The organism is Arsenophonus sp. aPb (genome assembly GCF_029873475.1).
Classification (GTDB): domain Bacteria; phylum Pseudomonadota; class Gammaproteobacteria; order Enterobacterales; family Enterobacteriaceae; genus Arsenophonus.
In genome coordinates this window covers 475,908-492,256 of record NZ_CP123499.1, presented here as the reverse complement: position 1 = coordinate 492,256, position 16,349 = coordinate 475,908, and the positions used below count along the sequence as shown (strand labels likewise).

General features: G+C 36.8%; 17 protein-coding genes. 2 read left to right on the top strand and 15 right to left on the bottom strand.

Annotation, left to right across the window (positions count from 1 at the left end; genetic code table 11):
- Window positions 1-7: 7 nt before the first annotated feature.
- From QE177_RS02120 to QE177_RS02075, 10 genes are all read right to left on the bottom strand, one after another.
- Window positions 8-604: a hypothetical protein gene (locus QE177_RS02120; RefSeq protein ID WP_280551117.1), complete on the bottom strand. Its 597-nt coding sequence runs from the start codon at window positions 602-604 to the stop codon at window positions 8-10.
- A 337-nt stretch (window positions 605-941) separates the two neighbouring features.
- The gene (sctE, locus tag QE177_RS02115; RefSeq protein ID WP_280551116.1) at window positions 942-2,381 is read right to left on the bottom strand and encodes a type III secretion system translocon subunit SctE; all 1,440 of its coding nucleotides are present in this window, start codon (window positions 2,379-2,381) and stop codon (window positions 942-944) included.
- Complete coding sequence (locus QE177_RS02110) at window positions 2,374-2,847, bottom strand: SycD/LcrH family type III secretion system chaperone (protein WP_280551115.1); 474 nt, start codon at window positions 2,845-2,847, stop codon at window positions 2,374-2,376. Before QE177_RS02110 ends, sctE begins: the two co-directional genes overlap by 8 nt.
- A gap of 10 nt (window positions 2,848-2,857) precedes the next feature.
- Window positions 2,858-3,649: a secretion protein EspA gene (locus QE177_RS02105; protein ID WP_026823364.1), complete on the bottom strand. Its 792-nt coding sequence runs from the start codon at window positions 3,647-3,649 to the stop codon at window positions 2,858-2,860.
- Between the two features lie 58 nt (window positions 3,650-3,707).
- The gene (locus tag QE177_RS02100; RefSeq protein ID WP_280551114.1) at window positions 3,708-4,274 is read right to left on the bottom strand and encodes a secretion protein EspA; all 567 of its coding nucleotides are present in this window, start codon (window positions 4,272-4,274) and stop codon (window positions 3,708-3,710) included.
- Between the two features lie 16 nt (window positions 4,275-4,290).
- Entirely contained in the window at window positions 4,291-4,647 is a 357-nt protein-coding gene (locus QE177_RS02095; RefSeq protein WP_280551113.1) for a hypothetical protein, read from the bottom strand.
- Between the two features lie 100 nt (window positions 4,648-4,747).
- Window positions 4,748-4,945, bottom strand: a complete 198-nt coding sequence (locus QE177_RS02090) for an EscE/YscE/SsaE family type III secretion system needle protein co-chaperone (RefSeq protein ID WP_280551112.1) — start codon at window positions 4,943-4,945, stop codon at window positions 4,748-4,750.
- An 8-nt stretch (window positions 4,946-4,953) separates the two neighbouring features.
- The gene (gene sctD, locus QE177_RS02085) at window positions 4,954-6,159 is read right to left on the bottom strand and encodes a type III secretion system inner membrane ring subunit SctD (RefSeq protein WP_280551111.1); all 1,206 of its coding nucleotides are present in this window, start codon (window positions 6,157-6,159) and stop codon (window positions 4,954-4,956) included.
- 2 nt (window positions 6,160-6,161) lie between these two features.
- Window positions 6,162-7,628, bottom strand: coding sequence for an EscC/YscC/HrcC family type III secretion system outer membrane ring protein (locus QE177_RS02080; protein ID WP_280551110.1), 1,467 nt, complete (start codon window positions 7,626-7,628; stop codon window positions 6,162-6,164).
- The gene (locus QE177_RS02075) at window positions 7,625-8,011 is read right to left on the bottom strand and encodes a hypothetical protein (protein ID WP_280551109.1); all 387 of its coding nucleotides are present in this window, start codon (window positions 8,009-8,011) and stop codon (window positions 7,625-7,627) included. Before QE177_RS02075 ends, QE177_RS02080 begins: the two co-directional genes overlap by 4 nt.
- 204 nt (window positions 8,012-8,215) lie before the next feature.
- Here QE177_RS02075 and QE177_RS02070 point away from each other — a divergent pair, with 204 nt between their 5' ends.
- A complete protein-coding gene (locus tag QE177_RS02070; protein WP_280551108.1) occupies window positions 8,216-11,014 on the top strand; it encodes a two component system sensor kinase in 2,799 nt (932 codons plus the stop codon).
- Between the two features lie 13 nt (window positions 11,015-11,027).
- Here QE177_RS02070 and QE177_RS02065 read toward each other — a convergent pair whose 3' ends face one another.
- From QE177_RS02065 to sctR, 5 genes are all read right to left on the bottom strand, one after another.
- Complete coding sequence (locus QE177_RS02065) at window positions 11,028-11,672, bottom strand: two component system response regulator (RefSeq protein WP_026823358.1); 645 nt, start codon at window positions 11,670-11,672, stop codon at window positions 11,028-11,030.
- 171 nt (window positions 11,673-11,843) lie between these two features.
- Entirely contained in the window at window positions 11,844-12,893 is a 1,050-nt protein-coding gene (locus QE177_RS02060) for an EscU/YscU/HrcU family type III secretion system export apparatus switch protein (protein WP_280551107.1), read from the bottom strand.
- Window positions 12,894-12,898: 5 nt separating this feature from the next.
- Window positions 12,899-13,681 carry a type III secretion system export apparatus subunit SctT gene (gene sctT / locus QE177_RS02055; protein WP_280551106.1) on the bottom strand — a complete coding sequence of 261 codons (783 nt, stop codon included), beginning with the start codon at window positions 13,679-13,681 and terminating at the stop codon, window positions 12,899-12,901.
- A gap of 9 nt (window positions 13,682-13,690) precedes the next feature.
- Window positions 13,691-13,951 (bottom strand): EscS/YscS/HrcS family type III secretion system export apparatus protein, encoded by a 261-nt coding sequence (locus tag QE177_RS02050; protein ID WP_026823355.1) that lies wholly within the window; start codon window positions 13,949-13,951, stop codon window positions 13,691-13,693.
- Window positions 13,948-14,598, bottom strand: coding sequence for a type III secretion system export apparatus subunit SctR (gene sctR / locus QE177_RS02045; protein WP_026823354.1), 651 nt, complete (start codon window positions 14,596-14,598; stop codon window positions 13,948-13,950). The genes QE177_RS02050 and sctR overlap by 4 nt, the downstream gene beginning before the upstream one ends.
- A gap of 689 nt (window positions 14,599-15,287) precedes the next feature.
- Between sctR and QE177_RS02040 the strand changes: the two genes are divergently transcribed.
- Window positions 15,288-16,253 carry a hypothetical protein gene (locus QE177_RS02040; RefSeq protein WP_280551105.1) on the top strand — a complete coding sequence of 322 codons (966 nt, stop codon included), beginning with the start codon at window positions 15,288-15,290 and terminating at the stop codon, window positions 16,251-16,253.
- Window positions 16,254-16,349 lie beyond the last annotated feature (96 nt).

Below are 16,349 nucleotides of genomic sequence, written 5' to 3'. Positions count from 1 at the left end.
TTAAAATTTACTTATTTACTACTGCTGAGCTAATACGCGTGTATAAGTCAACTAAATCTTTGACGATGGAACGCATTTGTTCGGATAGTTGACAAGCCTTATCCCATGAGTCTTTAATGTTTTTTGCGTAGCTCTGCGCATTCGTCGCTTGGAAATCACCTTCTACTTTTTCCAATTCTGCTTTTTTTGTCTTTTCAGCAGCGCTCAATTGGCCAATCCCTTCAAAACTTTTACCGGCAGCTTGCCCCAAATGAGTGGCTATTTCACCAAATTGTTTAGCTAAAGGAGCACTTAGTAAGCCAACCATACCAGATGCAATTTGAAATGCACCGGTTGATATTGCCGCACTACAAGCATCTTCGATCCCTTGGCGTTTTTTATCGAGTGAAGCAGTTTGTATATTCCAACCTAATTCTTGTTGCTTTTGGTTAAACTCCTGCAAAATATTGCGCAGTTTCTTTAATACTTCAGCTAACTTAATAATCAATTCATTGATCTGAGCAATAGCATCCATATTACTAACGTCATAAAGCCCACTATTGCCCAAATCATCATACTTATTGACTGAAGCTGAATTAGCGGACATTAATTGAATATCACTCATAACTGCCTCCTACTAAAATTATCTGCATAATGGGTAATTACCCATTTCTTCACGCGTTTTACACTATTGTGCTTACTCACGCTGCTTACTAGGATGCTTTTATGTTGTTGTTTTATCGATCATTAAATTTCGCTATCTGCAATTATCAATTTATGATCAACTTCAATTAGCCGCTGGATTTTGTCTTTTCATCATCAATTTCAAGCTAATAATGGCTAAATCTGAATTAGAATAGCATTTTCAAGTCATGCCAATTATCAAAATCCAGCTGTTTAATTACTAACTTATCGTTAGTAATCGCTAATTGAAATAACCACAGCATAAAAGTTTGCCAGCACTAAACTGTTGCACTAGCAATGCGCGCTTGCAGCATACCCGTTTCACTAATCGTCTTACTTACACCCGCTAAGGTATCACTCTGTTTATCTAATAGATCTTTAATCGTTTTACCTTGCTGTTCTTTCGCTTTGTCGTACCAATCAAAACAGAATTCCATAAAATTTTGTTGCAGGATTAATTCTTCAATCTGTTTTTGTAACTTAGCTTTTTCTAGGCCAATAATACCGCTAGTCACCGTTTTACCGGTATTAGCCGCCATATAGACCAAATCGAGAGAAACAAACGTACAGGCTTTGATAGCTTGTTTGATCACTTCATTACGGATTAACTTAGTAACTTGCTTAGTGAGCTCTTCTGCTGTGATTTGCACCCCTTTTTCTACTGCCTGGGTAGCTATCTTCTCAACAGATTGGGTTACCAGAGCTTGGATTGCTTCTTGACTGAAAGCCTTACTTAATGATTTGGCAATCTGTCCGCCGCGTTCAGCCACTTTTTCTAAGCCTTTCTCTACGCCACTAACTAATTGTTTACCAATTTGTTCAGCGATCTGTTCAGAGACTTGCTTACCCACTTGCTCGGCAATAGTGGATATTTCTTGTGATGAATTTTTAACTACGGCTTCAGCTAATTTCGGCGCCGCTTCTTTCATGGTTTCACCCGCTGTTTTGGCGATTGCTCTGGTGGCCGATATCGCACGTCCGGCCTGGAAAATATCTAACGCCATAGCGACAACTTCTGCACCCAATTGAACTTTACCGGCAATATCCGCTACTTCCTGGCATTTGTCCTTATCGGCACCTAACAATATCGCCGTTTCAGCTGCGGCTTTGACCATTCCTGCAATGCCAGCAGTCAAATAAGAGGCACCACTGGCAATTTCTAATGAACCACCAACCACATCACCAACTGCGATTCGAGCTGCCCCTTCAATCAGCTTGAGGGCACCATAAACAGCCTCTACTGCGCCAACAATCCAATCAAAAATAGCAGCAAAAATACCGCCTCTTTGCGCTTTTTCCGATTGCTCAATTTGTTTGGCCAGCTGTTCTTGAAACTCTTTTACCCGTTGATCACGTAAAAATGCTTGGGTATCCGTCATCAATTGGCTCGCTTTGGCTGCCGCATTGGCCGTATCACCAAATGTCTTCAAACTCAGGTTGGCAGCCAGTAAAATCATATCGTTTATGGATGCCTTTTCTAGTTGATTTAAGGTAGTACCGTCATCAGCTTGAAAGGCACTCAATATGCGAGCAAAAGCCTGTTGTGCTTGTTGCTGGCTAACCACGCCATTTTTTTCATCACGATCCACATTCAACGAAACATAGGTTGGCATAGACCACTCTGGTAGACTGGCTTTTTCAACCGGATTGCTATCATAAACATTAGGATTTTGTATATCCGCTCTATTCATGGGTGAAGTAATACTGATATTATTCATGGCACATTTCTCCCATTAAATAAGCTAACTTTTGCTGGGCATTTTCTCGGACTTCTGACCATTGCTCAGCCGGTAAGCAACGGCATATCCTTAGCGCAGCACGAAAAGACTTTTCTGCATATTGCCGATTGCCAAGCGCCTGATAACTAATACCCGCAAAGTAAGGACTACGTGGATCTTGCAAACGATTCATGCCCGCACGTCCAAAACAAAAAATAGCCTCTTCATGTTCATTCAGTTGTTGGCAGCAAGTTGCCAAAGCATAAACATATTCAAAATTGCCTTGATTGAGTCGCATGAGTAAGAAAAAAATTCGCTTGGCACCCAGATAGTCGCCATAAGTCATCAGTTGCATTGCGTAGCGGTAAAGTAAATCAAGATCCTTTTGATCAACATTTGCCAAACCACTCACCGCCCCACCTTGCTGTACAAAGTCAAGTAAAGTGGCAAAATCTTTATTATCCATTGCTTCCTCCCTAGCGGATGTTTTGGGCAATCGATTTATTCATTTCTGCTAACATGGTTTGCATACTATTGATTAAACTGACTGTCACGTTGTAGCCTTGCATCACTTTTTGCAATTGCAGTTGAGATTGAGAAACAAAATCGGAAGCGCGGTTTGATACTGTTTCCAGCGCCGCTTTAACCGCTCCTAGCTTCCCTTGATCTAAACCACCGGCCGCCGCCAATACATCAGCAATATGTTGCATGTGTTCCCGGCTGATCTTTTGATAGGAACGAGAGCCCACTTCCGGTAATCCCCATATATAATCACTACAACGTTGTCCATCAACCTTAATACCATGTTCATCCATATAACGAACTACATCTTGCCAACTGGCTGATTGCATCCCATCGGCACCTGATTCAGCGATTTTTTCACGTAATTTGGCTAATAAAGCCGCAGTAGGATCATTTTGTTGCAGGAAATCATCAATCGTCATGCCATCAACGGTAACACCATGATTTCTCATATAGTCGATAACATCAGGCGGCAATTTTTCCAGCGCTTTATCGCCCTCTTTAGCAATTTTGGCGATGATTTCATCTACCCGATTAGCCATATCTTGCGCATCACGCGCCATTTCTGACTTGATTTGCATCTGGTTATATTTCAATTGCGCCATGTCAGAAAGTAAATTCATAAATAAATAGAGAACTGCGATTCCGCCGGATATAACATAATCGCCATTATTGGGATTATTGTTATTCACTTGCCCTTTATTAAGAGACAAAGCCGTTTTAATGCCGCTGGTTAAATGGATCATAGCGACCTCCAACTATTTAATTTGTTTAACGTTATTTATTAACGGTTAGATCTGTCTATTAACGGATATTTTGTGCAATCGATTTATTCATTTCCGCCAACATCGTTTGCATACTATTAATTAAACTAACCGTCACATTGTAGCTTTGCATCACTTTTTGCAATTGCAGTTGAGATTGAGAAACAAAATCGGAAGCGCGGTTTGATACTGTTTCCAGCGCTGCTTTAACCGCTTGCAATTTCCCTTGATCAAGATCTTTGCCGTTTTTTGCCAAATACTGATCGATTGTCATGCCATCAACGGTAATACCATTATCACGCATATAGTTGACAACATCATCAGGTAGTTCGCCGGTCGCTTTGTCACCTTTTTTAGAGACCTCAGCGATGATTTCATCAACCCGATTAGCCATATCCTGGGCACTACGTGATATATCCGCTTTTTGCTGCATTTGAGCATATTTTTGATTGGCAACATCAGATAACAAACTCATAAATATATAGAGTACCGCAATACCGCCGGATAAAACTGAATCACCATATATTGCAGAGGTATCTTTAACCCCATTAACAGATCCAGCATTGACAGAATAATTACCTGGTGCGTTTAAGATTGGAGTAGTCATAATTTAGCCCTCATAACTAAATATAAGATTTAAAAGTTTTCTTTTTTGTATTTACTGCAGTATCTGATCCTAACAATGAACTATTGCCATCATCAGGTTCATGATTAATTGATTTAAATGTTTTCTCTATAACTTTAAAATTTTCTTCAAGGGAATTAATCTTAGCAAGAATATCCTTTTGGCATTTATCAATACCTTCAGGAAATGCTTGTTCTAATTTCTTTAACTTATTTTGTGCGGTTGCACTATGGCTAGATTCTTCTGTCAATTGCTTTATTTCATGTTGCAAAGATTCAAACTCTTTCATTTGCTCGAATAATAATGAACGACGAGAATCTAAATCCGATATTAATGCTTGAATATCATTAAACATAATTATTTCCTCTGGTTAAAAAAATTTAATAATAAAAATAAATTTATAAAAAATAGAAAAGTAAAAATAAAATTTAAAAACGTAATAAATATATATTTATTTAATTTTGCTTTTTATATCGTTGCGCTAAAATATTAATAACCTGTTTTGCTGCTTCTACAGCCTCCAATAATACCATCGCAGATTTCGCATCATTTTGTACTAGGCTTTTTTGGCAGTTATTTAATTGCTGTAAATAAATTGCCTGATATTCTGGTTGTTGCTTTAAATTCTCTTCCAATTTTGTGATACATGTCATATGACCTCCTAAAAAGAAAATGGAATATGAACAGAATTACCATCTCGATTTAAATCTAATCCAGTAAAATCGATGTAACTTACAACATAACCATTGTCCAACTGGCTATTATATTTAAGTCGTATACCATTACTTAACTCAACAAACGGTGCTTTGCTATTACCACCATAACTGACAACCTGGGCAGGAAGATAATCACTTAAATTTTCGCGCACAGGAATATTTTCAATTCTTACATCCCTATGCTGCCCAGTTGAAGCGGCAAGTGAATCAACTAGCTGTTGTATTTTCTGTTCTTTATTCTGGTCGCTCAAGCCGGTGATGATGATGCTGTCTTGGCGAGATTCAACCATCAACCCACTTAATAACCCTTTACTGCGTAATGTATCGATTAATTGCTGACTAAAACCACCAATTGCATTGATTACCTGCCAATGACGTAAGCCATTTAATTGTCCAAGTTGTTGGGTAACATTATCCCATTGCTTACCCGACTGGATCGCACCTGAAATAAGAATATCGCCTGCTTCTTTACCGGTTGTTACTTTCGCTTGCAAATAACCATTAGCGACCAGAATTGACTGCACACTTGCTACCAGCTGATCAATACAGACGGTTTTGTCACGAAAACGAATACCACGTAATTTCAATTCACTTTCTAGTCGTGTTAAAGCAATAAAATTTTTACAATAACCACTCAACGTTAATCCACCATTACTATCCCATTGTGATTGAATCTGTCCTAATTCAGGTGCCAACAACTGCTGTTTTAACCAAATATGCGGATCAAACAGGGTAGATGTTGATGGGGGTAATAACAGTACAAATAAACTTGCTAGCAAGATAAAGAGTGAAAATCCGCTCCACAGTAATAAACTCCATTTGCTTTTGCCGGCAAGTTTAGCTTCAGGTAATGGGCGCCATTGTAATGATTCATCAGCTCGCCCAACCATAAAACCGATACCGGCTAGCACAATGACTTGATTTAGTGGAAATGTCATGGGGCCAATCTGCTCCCCTCCTTCAACTAATACTGTCATGGGCTGATTAAGCGTAATACCTTGTGGCTGTACCGTCAGTGATAAAGAGGAATGCCCAGTTAATGGTGCAATAATGTCACCCTCGATACCCATGGTCAGATCACCTTCAGGCAAAAACAATTCTCGCCCTTGCATCGGACCATTTAACCATAGCAATTTATAATCGCTTGCCATGATTAGCCTCCTTGATTGATAGGCTCTGCTTTAATTAAAAACAGACGTATCACACTCTGCTTACTACGATCTTCACTACGGAACAAACCGCCAATCAGTGGCAAATCCCCTAATAATGGAATTTTATTTTGCACCGTTTGGTCTTTATCTTGTACAAACCCACCGAGTAATAAACTTTCACCCGTATTCAGGGTTGCTTGTGTTGCTATCTCTGAATTTTGGACTTGTGGTAATGGCTCACTATCATTAATCGCCTTCGTTTGCTGACCATCTTCGATATTAAGTGATAACATCACTTTTTTGCGACCATTGCTATCAATCAGTCTGGGGGTTACACGAAGTAATGAGCCGGCGGTTACCGATTCTAGTTTTGCTACCTTATCGCCCTGTAATTTAGTATAAAAAGTGATATTTTTATCCAACACGGCTTGTACATTATTCAGTGTTACCACCGATGGACGAGAAAGTATTTTCGCCTTAGAGACTTTCTCTAATGCATTCAAACGCACCATAAAATTGCCGGTGTTGCCAATCACTGTTGAAAAATTATCACTGCCTGATGTACCTTGGTTAAAAGCGATCGTTCCGCCTCCAATTTTGGCACTGGCCGACCAGTCAATACCTAACTGATTAAAATCTGACGCATCGACATCAATAATCGATACAGATACTTCAATCATGGTTGGTGCGATATCAAGCTGTTTAATCAACGTGCTATATAGCCCCATATCGTGCTTATTACTGCTAACTACCACCGCATTCTGCCTTGGATCGGCGGCAAATGACGTTGTATCTTGTTGTGCATTTACGCCATTGGCATTAGTTTGATTCATCTGTTTTAGGACACTGACAATACCTGGCACGTTTACATTTTGTTTACGATATTGATAAACAGTGTCCGTCGCTGAAGCATATTTAAGCGGGAAAATGCGTATTAAACGCTGTGTCTGAATATTTTGTTTCGCTTCTTGATCAATCTGATTAATAAATCGAGTAACTTTATTGATACAGTCTGGGACGCCATAAACTTGTAGCGCATTCAATCCATTAATCGCTTTAACTTCACAACTATTTTTATCTAAAAAACCGGCTCTTCCCATATAGTTCAACGCACGTTCATTTGATAAAGCACTAAGAGAAACCACTTGGTTGTTCATTTCCTGTGCTTTATAAGCATGCAATACATCACCATCGTAATACCAAACTAAGCCATACTGTTGCGCTAAAAATGCCAGGATTTCTTTCGGTGTTTTGTTCTCAATTCGGCCACTGAAGGTATCCTGTATCTGTGGACTAATAGCCATAGGAATACCATAGGAATTACCAATATCTCTTATTACCGATGCAAGTGGTGTCCCACGGCTGACATAAACAAAGGGGTCACTGTCCTGCCAGTGTATGGAAGAAATTGATGCCGCCTGCGCAACCGTGGTGGTTAATAAAAATAAGCAACAGAGTTTCTTTTTCATCTTTTTATACTCCGATAGCGCAAGGATGGTGATGTCACAGGTTGATACAAACCTTCTTCCAAAAATTTAGCCAATGCCAGGTGAGTACAAATAGATTGAATAAGTAGGTTATCATCAATATCTTTACCATAGGCTTGCCAGAGCACCCAATAAGAACCACGATAATTTAGTCCCATATTCCGTCCTTCTGGACAGCTAACAAGCACTAAGCTTGCTTGTTGATACCATATTTTACTATTGGGTGGCATTATCTGAACGCCAACAGTGGCACCAAAAGAAGATGATAACCAATGTGCATTTCTGCCCGCACAAATTGCGTTCCAATTGCTTTCTGTTTTTTCAACAACTTCAAACAATCCAGTTGCGGTAAATCTCTCTATCATCGTCTTGTCACCTTTTTTATCTGTTAACAAGTATGAGTAATACAATATCTTTGTCGTATCAGGTAAATACCTTAATCTCATCGTTACCTAAACAGATTAAAAATAAATAGAGAAATTTGAGTAGATTCTTAACCGCAATTTGCGTTATTGTTAATAAATTGTATGTATGTCTTTGTGCATACGTTTTAGGATAAGAGAGTAATTATGAATACACATTGGTGTTCGTCCTTAGTGACTAAACTCACCTTTGCCTTTATTTCGGTACTAATTAGTTTATGGATACTTATCGAAGTAAATTCTTATAACAATATCTATAGTGGTGCCATACAACATATTCTTATGACCTATCACCAAACAAGTGAAATACGGGCTCATTTGAATCGCAATCTATTTAAACAGGCAATTACTGACATTCAACAATTAGAACATCGTATCAGTGAATCCCAGTTTGAATGCCTACATTTTCCAGATGAACATGAATTGGTTGCCCGCCAAATTAATATTGGCCATCATCCCATGGTAACAAATATGACTAATCTATGGGCGCTACAAACTTTTGGCACCTCAGGTCAACAAAGATATATTGATACATTTATTATTGAACCTGGTAAGAGTATCGCTATTTATGCACTATCCACGATTGAACGAAATAATTTAACCAAACGAATAACTGAAATTACAGCATTAGCAAAGCAACCAACAACCGATGGTTTTCGTTGGAGTGAGCCATTTTACGACGCCGTTAGCAAACGTAGTTATGTACTGATGAGTTATACGCCGCCATCACAAAAATCTAATCATCAACAAGTCGGTTTCGTTATTGATATCAATGATATGTTAGATGTCTCTAATATTTATCATGCCAGTGATATCAACTTTTTCCTTACACCCAAAGGCGTTCTATCCTTTAACAACGAGTTAAATATCTCTCAAAATGAGATGGCCGATATCAAAATGCTAATGCCAACTTATACTCATCTGTTAGGATCGCTGTATGGCATTGATATTGGCCATTATTATGCTATATCAGAACAAATCGATGGCCCAAATTGGCAGCAAATTACATTAATCCCTAAGGCGCGTATTAAGCAAATTGCCTATACCCCTTTTGTCCATGAATTGAAATGGTCATTATTGTCATTTGCTATTATGACCATTGTGATGTTGTGGATTTTATGGCAATACCTAGCAAAGCCGATTCGTCACTTTGTTAATATTATTAAACAAGATGTGCAACCGACCTTTAGTCGCCGTTTACCTGAATCACGTAAAGATGAACTTGGCGATATTGCGCGCGCTTATAACACGTTACTTGATACGATCAAACATAGTTATGATGAACTAGAAAACAAAGTTGCAATACGTACCATCGAACTGACTGAGGCCAAACAATTGGCCGAGCGGGCTACAGCACGTAAAAGTGAACATCTTACCACTATCAGCCATGAATTACGTACGCCACTTAACGGCATCACCGGATCGTTAGAATTATTGCAAACTACGCCGCTTTCCGAAAAACAAGCTAATTTACGTAATACCGCCTATACCTGTGCTAAATCGTTGCTCAGTATTATTAACAATATCTTAGATTTTTCTCGTATTGAAGCCGATCAAGTTGAATTAAACCTTCGTCGTTATCCGATCCTAAAAATCGTCGATGATGCGATGGTGACTATTCAGCCCCATTTAATAGATAAACCGGTTAAATTACACTGCATAGTCAATAATGACGTGCCAGAATCTTCAAATTTAGATTCATTAAGAGTGCAGCAGATTTTAGTCAATCTTTTGGGTAATGCAGCAAAATTTACTGAACAAGGGCATATCATACTCACGATTAAAGTAGAAAAAAATCAACTCTGTTTTTATATAAAAGATACTGGTCCGGGAATAAAAGAAGAGGATCAGGTATGTATATTCCAACCTTTTGTCCAGTCATCACACTATAAAGTGGGAACGGGGCTAGGTCTTTCTATTTCTGAGAAAATTGCCGTTATAATGGGTGGAAATATTACCCTAAAAAGTGATTATGGTTATGGTTGTACATTCATATTTCGTATGCCCTTACTGGAACCAAGTTCACCGATGAGTTTACAGCCAGAACCTATCGTTGCGCCGCATAAACTACATGCACAAATTGCTTTGTGGGGAGGCCAAGCTAAGGAAGGAAAAAATCCATTACTGGAAAATGAAGAGCTAACCTACTTGCCATGGCGATTATGGAAGCAGTTGTATGAGATCCAACACGGTATTTCATTGCCCTCTTCATCAATGTTATTCAAAACGATTATACCTTGGAAACTGAAAATACTATTAGTCGATGATGTTGCTACTAATCGCGACATTATTAGCCAAATGCTAATTGAACTTGGTCAAATGGTTTATACTGCCGACAGCGGTAGAGCGGCACTCAAACTGGGTAAAAAACATATTTTCGATTTGGTATTAATGGATATACGGATACCTGACATTGATGGTTATCAAACAACTCGATTATGGCGTAAAAGTAATGTCATTCTGGATCCTGAATGCCCAATCGTGGCACTGACCGCAAATGCTAATCCAAGTGAACATGAAAAAACAATATCATTAATGAACGGCTATTTGACTAAACCCGTGTCACTCGAGCAATTAGCCCAATGCATTGAGATGGCAGCCGAAATTCAGATCGATCGCGATATGCAACCTGAGGTTAACTGCGATAATGCAGAACCTATTATGAAATTTTCTGAAGACGAGTTTAACCATCGGTTAGCTCAGCACTTTTCTGATATGATTAAACGTACTCAAGATTGCTTACAAACCCGTAATTGGGAAGATCTACGAAATATTTTACATAACATAAAAGGGAGCGCAGCCCTTACTGGTTTTGAGAACATAGCAAAAACCGCAGCAGAATTAGAAAAACGTCTCGAATCACAAGGCCAGTTTTCTAGCGATGAACTTGAGGTGTTATTAATCGCACTAGAATATAATCAATCTCTAATTCATCATGGCCCGTAACAGGGCCAAGCTGTTAGAATCCCATTCTGTGCGCCCATTTCATCAAATCTGCTACATTATGCGCATCGAGTTTCCTCATAATATTCATTCGATGAGTTTCGACTGTTTTCAAGCCGATCACTAATGCTTCAGCAATATCACGATTACGCTTGCCCTCGAAAATAAGTTTAAGTACCTGTTTTTCTCGATGGGTTAATACCGGAATATCCCCATTTTCAACCCCTTTTAACGCAACAATTTTTGCTGCATCCAAATTAGGATCGATGAAAAACTTACCTCTACCGACACTTTTAATTGCCGCTATCAGTGTACTTTTAGAGCCATGTTTTAATACATAACCATTAGCGCCTGCATCAAGGGCATCGCGAGCTTTTCGTTCTTCTTCTGAAGCAGTCAATACAATTACCATTAATTTTGGCCAACGTTTTCTTAATTGACGAATAGCTTCAACACCACTCATGCCAGGTAAGCTAAGATCCATTATCACTAAGTCTGGCTGTAATTTTAGACATGCATCATACACACCAAGACCATCAGTAACAAATCCAACTAATTCCAGATCGGAGTAGGGGGCAAGACAGCTTTTTAAGCCATCAAAGATCAAGTCATGATCATCCACCACAACGATCTTGATTCGTTTCAAATCCCCAGTAATCATTTAACTTCCCCATCTTGGTTTCTGTCACACTTGATACTCTAAATTCATAACCTCAAGCGATGGAGGAAACTACTTTAATAAGTAAAAACAATGCAACTTATTATTCATTATAATGCTTATCATTCCTACAACTAAAAGAGTGATAAGTTTCAAATTTTTATAAACAATTAATCAATCATCACTATCGTAACGAAGATCCATTACTAAGCGCAATAACTCAGCAACCGGTTCGAACAAGCTCTCTGGGATCATTTGCCCCGTCTCTACTTGTTGAAACAGCGCACGTGCTAATAGGATATTCTCAACCATTGGGATACCTGCTTTTTCAGCAAGTTTCACAATATGCAAAGCCATATTGTCTTGAAATTTTTCAACAACTTGAGGTAATGGAGTAATGCCTGGTTGGTAATAAAGACAAACGACAATATGGGTTGGATTACGAACAATCACTGTTGATTTTCTTACATTCGCAACCACTGAATTACTCGTTATTTCTCGTTGTATTTCACGACGCTTTTGCTTAATTTGAGGATTACCTTCTGTATCTTTAAACTCTCGTTTTGTATCCTCCTTCGACATTTTTAACTCTTTCATTACATGATAATATTGAAATCCGTAATCTGCTATGGCAAACACGATATAACAAACTAAGAATCCTCCCCATAACCATTGAATTAGTGTAAAAGTTACCATTACACCACAGTCAATACCACAAGTTGGCAAATATTGAAATAGGTTAACATAATAATCTAATAAATAATAAAAAACCAAAGTGAGTACAATAACCTTTAAAATATTCTTTCCAAACTCAAATAGATTTTTCATTGAAAAAATTTGTTTAGCATTTTTGATAATATTCATTTTATTAAAACTAAATGCCAAACTTTTATGCGCCCAAATTGGCCCAGTTTGAACAATACAACTTAAACAAATTGTTACAATTAATACCACCACTAAGCCAACCATAAAACGTAACAACAACATTATAAAGGAACCAATAATTGTTTTAGCCGCGACATCGATCGGTAAAGAGAGTGAGCGTACAGTTAAAATAATCAATTCGCCTATCGCATTAAATAAAGCATGCCCTTCAACAATTAAATAACCGAGAATGACTGCCATTTTTAATACTGTCACTATTTCATTACTTTTAATGACTTGTCCTTTTTTACGTGCCTCATTTATCCGCTTTTGTGTAGGCTTTTCCGTTTTTTCAGCCATTAATATCATCCCCGCCAAAGTTGGAATAAAGTTGAAACGTGTTTTTCAAATAGTTGGATCTTCATAAAATAGTGATTAAATGCAAAATACATACTAACCAGAAGAAGAAACACAACTAATACGCTTTTAATTGGCATAGAGAGGAAAAACACATTAAGCTGCTCTACCGAACGATTAATCAATCCTAATGCAACATCAACTAAAATCATCACCACCATGGCAGGCATAGCAAAACTCATACAGAGTTCTAACATCATATGCCACTGTTGCTGTATGAATAACAACATTGAAGCATTAAAGGATAACGGTGCATTTGGCGGTAACACATTGTAGGAATGATAAAGCGCAGTAAGTAACGCATTGAAACCACCAGAAACTAAAAATAGGACACTCAATATTTGGGTAAATAACATGCCAAAAATTGAAGATTGTAATCCCATTAAAGGATTTAAGATGGTCGACATAGAGGCGCCGCGCAATGTATCGATAATAAATCCTGCCATATCAATAGCCCAAAAGGGAATGGCTGCGCAAAAACCAAGCACTAATCCAATAATTAACTCTTCACTGTATAGAAATACTAACTCTGTTACAGTTTGATGAGTGAAATCGATTGGCATGGTCTTAATTATCGGAGCAATGGGCAGAGCAAACACTAATACTAAGCTGTTACGAATCAAACTACTTCCCATTGCTCCCCCTTTAAACAGCGGCAATAATAGTAACATTCCAAGGGGCCGCATCATGCTCAATGCCAACCAAGGCACCATTTGCATTAGGCTATTCATCTAATCCTCTTATTTACCTATTTGATCAAAAGATAAAATAGCGTAGTTAAGTAGTGCACTTCCCATCCAGTGATAACTTACCGCCAAGGTAATACATACAGCGACTAATTTAATTAGAAATTGCAATGTCTGGTCTTGGATTTGTGTGAGGGCTTGCAATATACTCACCAATAACCCAGTAATGGATGCCACTATCACAATTGGTAATGAAAGCAGCAGCACAATCCATAACAACTCCGAAGTAAAATGAATTATGGTGGACTCATTCATGAAAAAGACACCATCAATTGACCGATAAGTTTGTCCCAGCCACCCATCAAAATAAAAATTAATAATTTAAAGGGAAGCGCGATTGTCATTGGGGAGACCATCATCATCCCCATTGCTAATAAAACATTAGAAACGATAAGATCGATCGCAACAAACGGGAGATAAATTAAAAAACCAATTTTAAATGCTGCAATAAGTTGACTCATGGTAAATGCAGGAACCATGACTAATAAGGAGTTAGGAGATAATGAAGTTTGATATTGTTTAGGCCAAATTTTATAGCCTATTTGGGTAAAAAATTTAATTTGTTCTTCGCTGGTATTTTTTTTCAAAAAATCTCTATATGGCGTAATAACTGAGGAATCTATTTGTTCCATTGAATTAACCGAATTCCAATCAATCGGCTGGGCTTTAATATTATCACGAATTGCAAAACCAACAGGTGCCATAGTAAATAAAGTTAATATTAATGCCAAACCATAAATAGCCATATTAGGCGGAATTTGCTGTATGCCTAAAGCATTGCGTAACATTGATAAAACAATCGAAATTTTTAAAAACGAAGTTCCCATTACTGCAAACAAAGGCATTATGGATAAACAAAAAAGCACTACAATTAATTGCATCGGATTATTAAATAACGACATAATACCTCCACTCACTCTATAGAAATAGAGTATCCATGGTACGATGAAGCGAAAATATCCGGTAAATACCTGAGAACAGTTAAAGAAAAAATAACTGTTTTATAAAAATTTTGAAAACTATTTGTCTCAATAAATGATAATTATTTACTATAATTTATTTAAAATGATATATATTTTTCATTAACTTGTTAAACAACATACTGGTTATGACCAACAAAGTCCAAATATATTTTATTAAATAATAAAAAAACATATTTTAAATATATTTTTAACATAAATATAAAATTAATTTCCTATAAAAAAATTGGCAATTTATTTTAAAATAATTTTCTTATGAGCTTGTAGTCAATTTTTATTGCTCCGGTATTATTTAAACACAAGCTTTTAATTTGCTTGATTAGAACGCTATTCTATAATGTAGATTGGTTATATAACAATAGAGTTATTTTCCTAAAAACGGCTTCATAATTATAAAAATGAAGTAAAGAATAACAATATTTGATGCAAACATTTAATGAATCCATTTCGGCAAAATTTTTCTCTGTTTTTATCTTTGATAATAAAATTTTATAAAATCTCAGTAGTTTACTGGATATAACTGTATAAATTCAGCTGCTAACTTCACTTTGCTATATCATGGAGCAAAGTTGTTTATTAAGAAATAATAAATTATACCTAGGGAAATTATAATGTCATTTATTCTTTCAACACCAAATAATCCCTTAGCAATCAATGACTCCAGACTTAATGCAGTTAAAGCAACTAAAGAAAAGTCATTAAAATACAAAGGGAAAATTAATGTTTATAAAAAATGCAATAAATATACTAATAACATTAACGTAATCACGATTGATACAAATAATGCATTTAAGGGATTTTCAAAATTAGAACAATCTGTTTTTAAGAAAAATAAATTAAAATTATCTGAACAAACTGAAACATTTATTATCAATGACACACTAACTAATCAAATAAACGTTTCAAATAATAACCCAGTCGAAGAAACTGCAAAACTGGAAGCTGAAATCACGCTTCAGTATGCTAATTTTCAACGCTTGACCAACTTAGCTGCATTATCAGAAGAGCTGGCTAATATTTATCATCAGATACATTTACAAAAGGTAATAGAGATAAAAAAAGTAGAAGACATTAAATTAGAAGCGATAATAGAAAAGCAAAATATTAATGAACTAAAAAGCTATTTAAAAAAATTACATAGCTATAATAGAAAATTACAAGGAATAATTATTCATAATCTGGAACTATTACCGACACCATTAGAGAGAACATTACCATTATTAACTAATAAAAATGCAACTGCTATTATTAAAGATGCTATTATAGAAGCAAGCCGCCCACCTAAAAATATATTTACTCGATTAACTAAATTCATTTTTCCCAAGTGGTATGAGCAGCAGCAAAAAGAGATATTGAGCTATGAAGTAAAACTTGGGAAATTACATAATTTAGTTTTACGTTTGCAAAAAATAAAAGGCTTCGAAGATGTTGCCGCAGCCGCTTGGTTACACGTAATGGTGCGTCAACTATTTCTGCAAGCAACACCAAAGCCTTATCCATTTGATCCTTTAAAATTGCTTTCACCTGAACATCGATTATGGTGCCAAAAATTGAAAATATGGGGAATTATCTCTTAATTTTTGCTATTGCTAGTGAACGTTTAAATAAGTAAGGATATAAACCTGGCAGGTTAATTCAAAAACTTATTGGCGATTTTTAAAATTGGCTGATAT

Bases quoted from the DNA above. Each gene is read 5' to 3' on its own strand.
- QE177_RS02120 (WP_280551117.1), bottom strand. From the start codon at position 604: ATGAGTGATATTCAATTAATGTCCGCTAATTCAGCTTCAGTCAATAAG.
- sctE (WP_280551116.1), bottom strand. From the start codon at position 2,381: ATGAATAATATCAGTATTACTTCACCCATGAATAGAGCGGATATACAA.
- QE177_RS02110 (WP_280551115.1), bottom strand. From the start codon at position 2,847: ATGGATAATAAAGATTTTGCCACTTTACTTGACTTTGTACAGCAAGGT.
- QE177_RS02105 (WP_026823364.1), bottom strand. From the start codon at position 3,649: ATGATCCATTTAACCAGCGGCATTAAAACGGCTTTGTCTCTTAATAAA.
- QE177_RS02100 (WP_280551114.1), bottom strand. From the start codon at position 4,274: ATGACTACTCCAATCTTAAACGCACCAGGTAATTATTCTGTCAATGCT.
- QE177_RS02095 (WP_280551113.1), bottom strand. From the start codon at position 4,647: ATGTTTAATGATATTCAAGCATTAATATCGGATTTAGATTCTCGTCGT.
- QE177_RS02090 (WP_280551112.1), bottom strand. From the start codon at position 4,945: ATGACATGTATCACAAAATTGGAAGAGAATTTAAAGCAACAACCAGAA.
- sctD (WP_280551111.1), bottom strand. From the start codon at position 6,159: ATGGCAAGCGATTATAAATTGCTATGGTTAAATGGTCCGATGCAAGGG.
- QE177_RS02080 (WP_280551110.1), bottom strand. From the start codon at position 7,628: ATGAAAAAGAAACTCTGTTGCTTATTTTTATTAACCACCACGGTTGCG.
- QE177_RS02075 (WP_280551109.1), bottom strand. From the start codon at position 8,011: ATGATAGAGAGATTTACCGCAACTGGATTGTTTGAAGTTGTTGAAAAA.
- QE177_RS02070 (WP_280551108.1), top strand. From the start codon at position 8,216: ATGAATACACATTGGTGTTCGTCCTTAGTGACTAAACTCACCTTTGCC.
- QE177_RS02065 (WP_026823358.1), bottom strand. From the start codon at position 11,672: ATGATTACTGGGGATTTGAAACGAATCAAGATCGTTGTGGTGGATGAT.
- QE177_RS02060 (WP_280551107.1), bottom strand. From the start codon at position 12,893: ATGGCTGAAAAAACGGAAAAGCCTACACAAAAGCGGATAAATGAGGCA.
- sctT (WP_280551106.1), bottom strand. From the start codon at position 13,681: ATGAATAGCCTAATGCAAATGGTGCCTTGGTTGGCATTGAGCATGATG.
- QE177_RS02050 (WP_026823355.1), bottom strand. From the start codon at position 13,951: ATGAATGAGTCCACCATAATTCATTTTACTTCGGAGTTGTTATGGATT.
- sctR (WP_026823354.1), bottom strand. From the start codon at position 14,598: ATGTCGTTATTTAATAATCCGATGCAATTAATTGTAGTGCTTTTTTGT.
- QE177_RS02040 (WP_280551105.1), top strand. From the start codon at position 15,288: ATGTCATTTATTCTTTCAACACCAAATAATCCCTTAGCAATCAATGAC.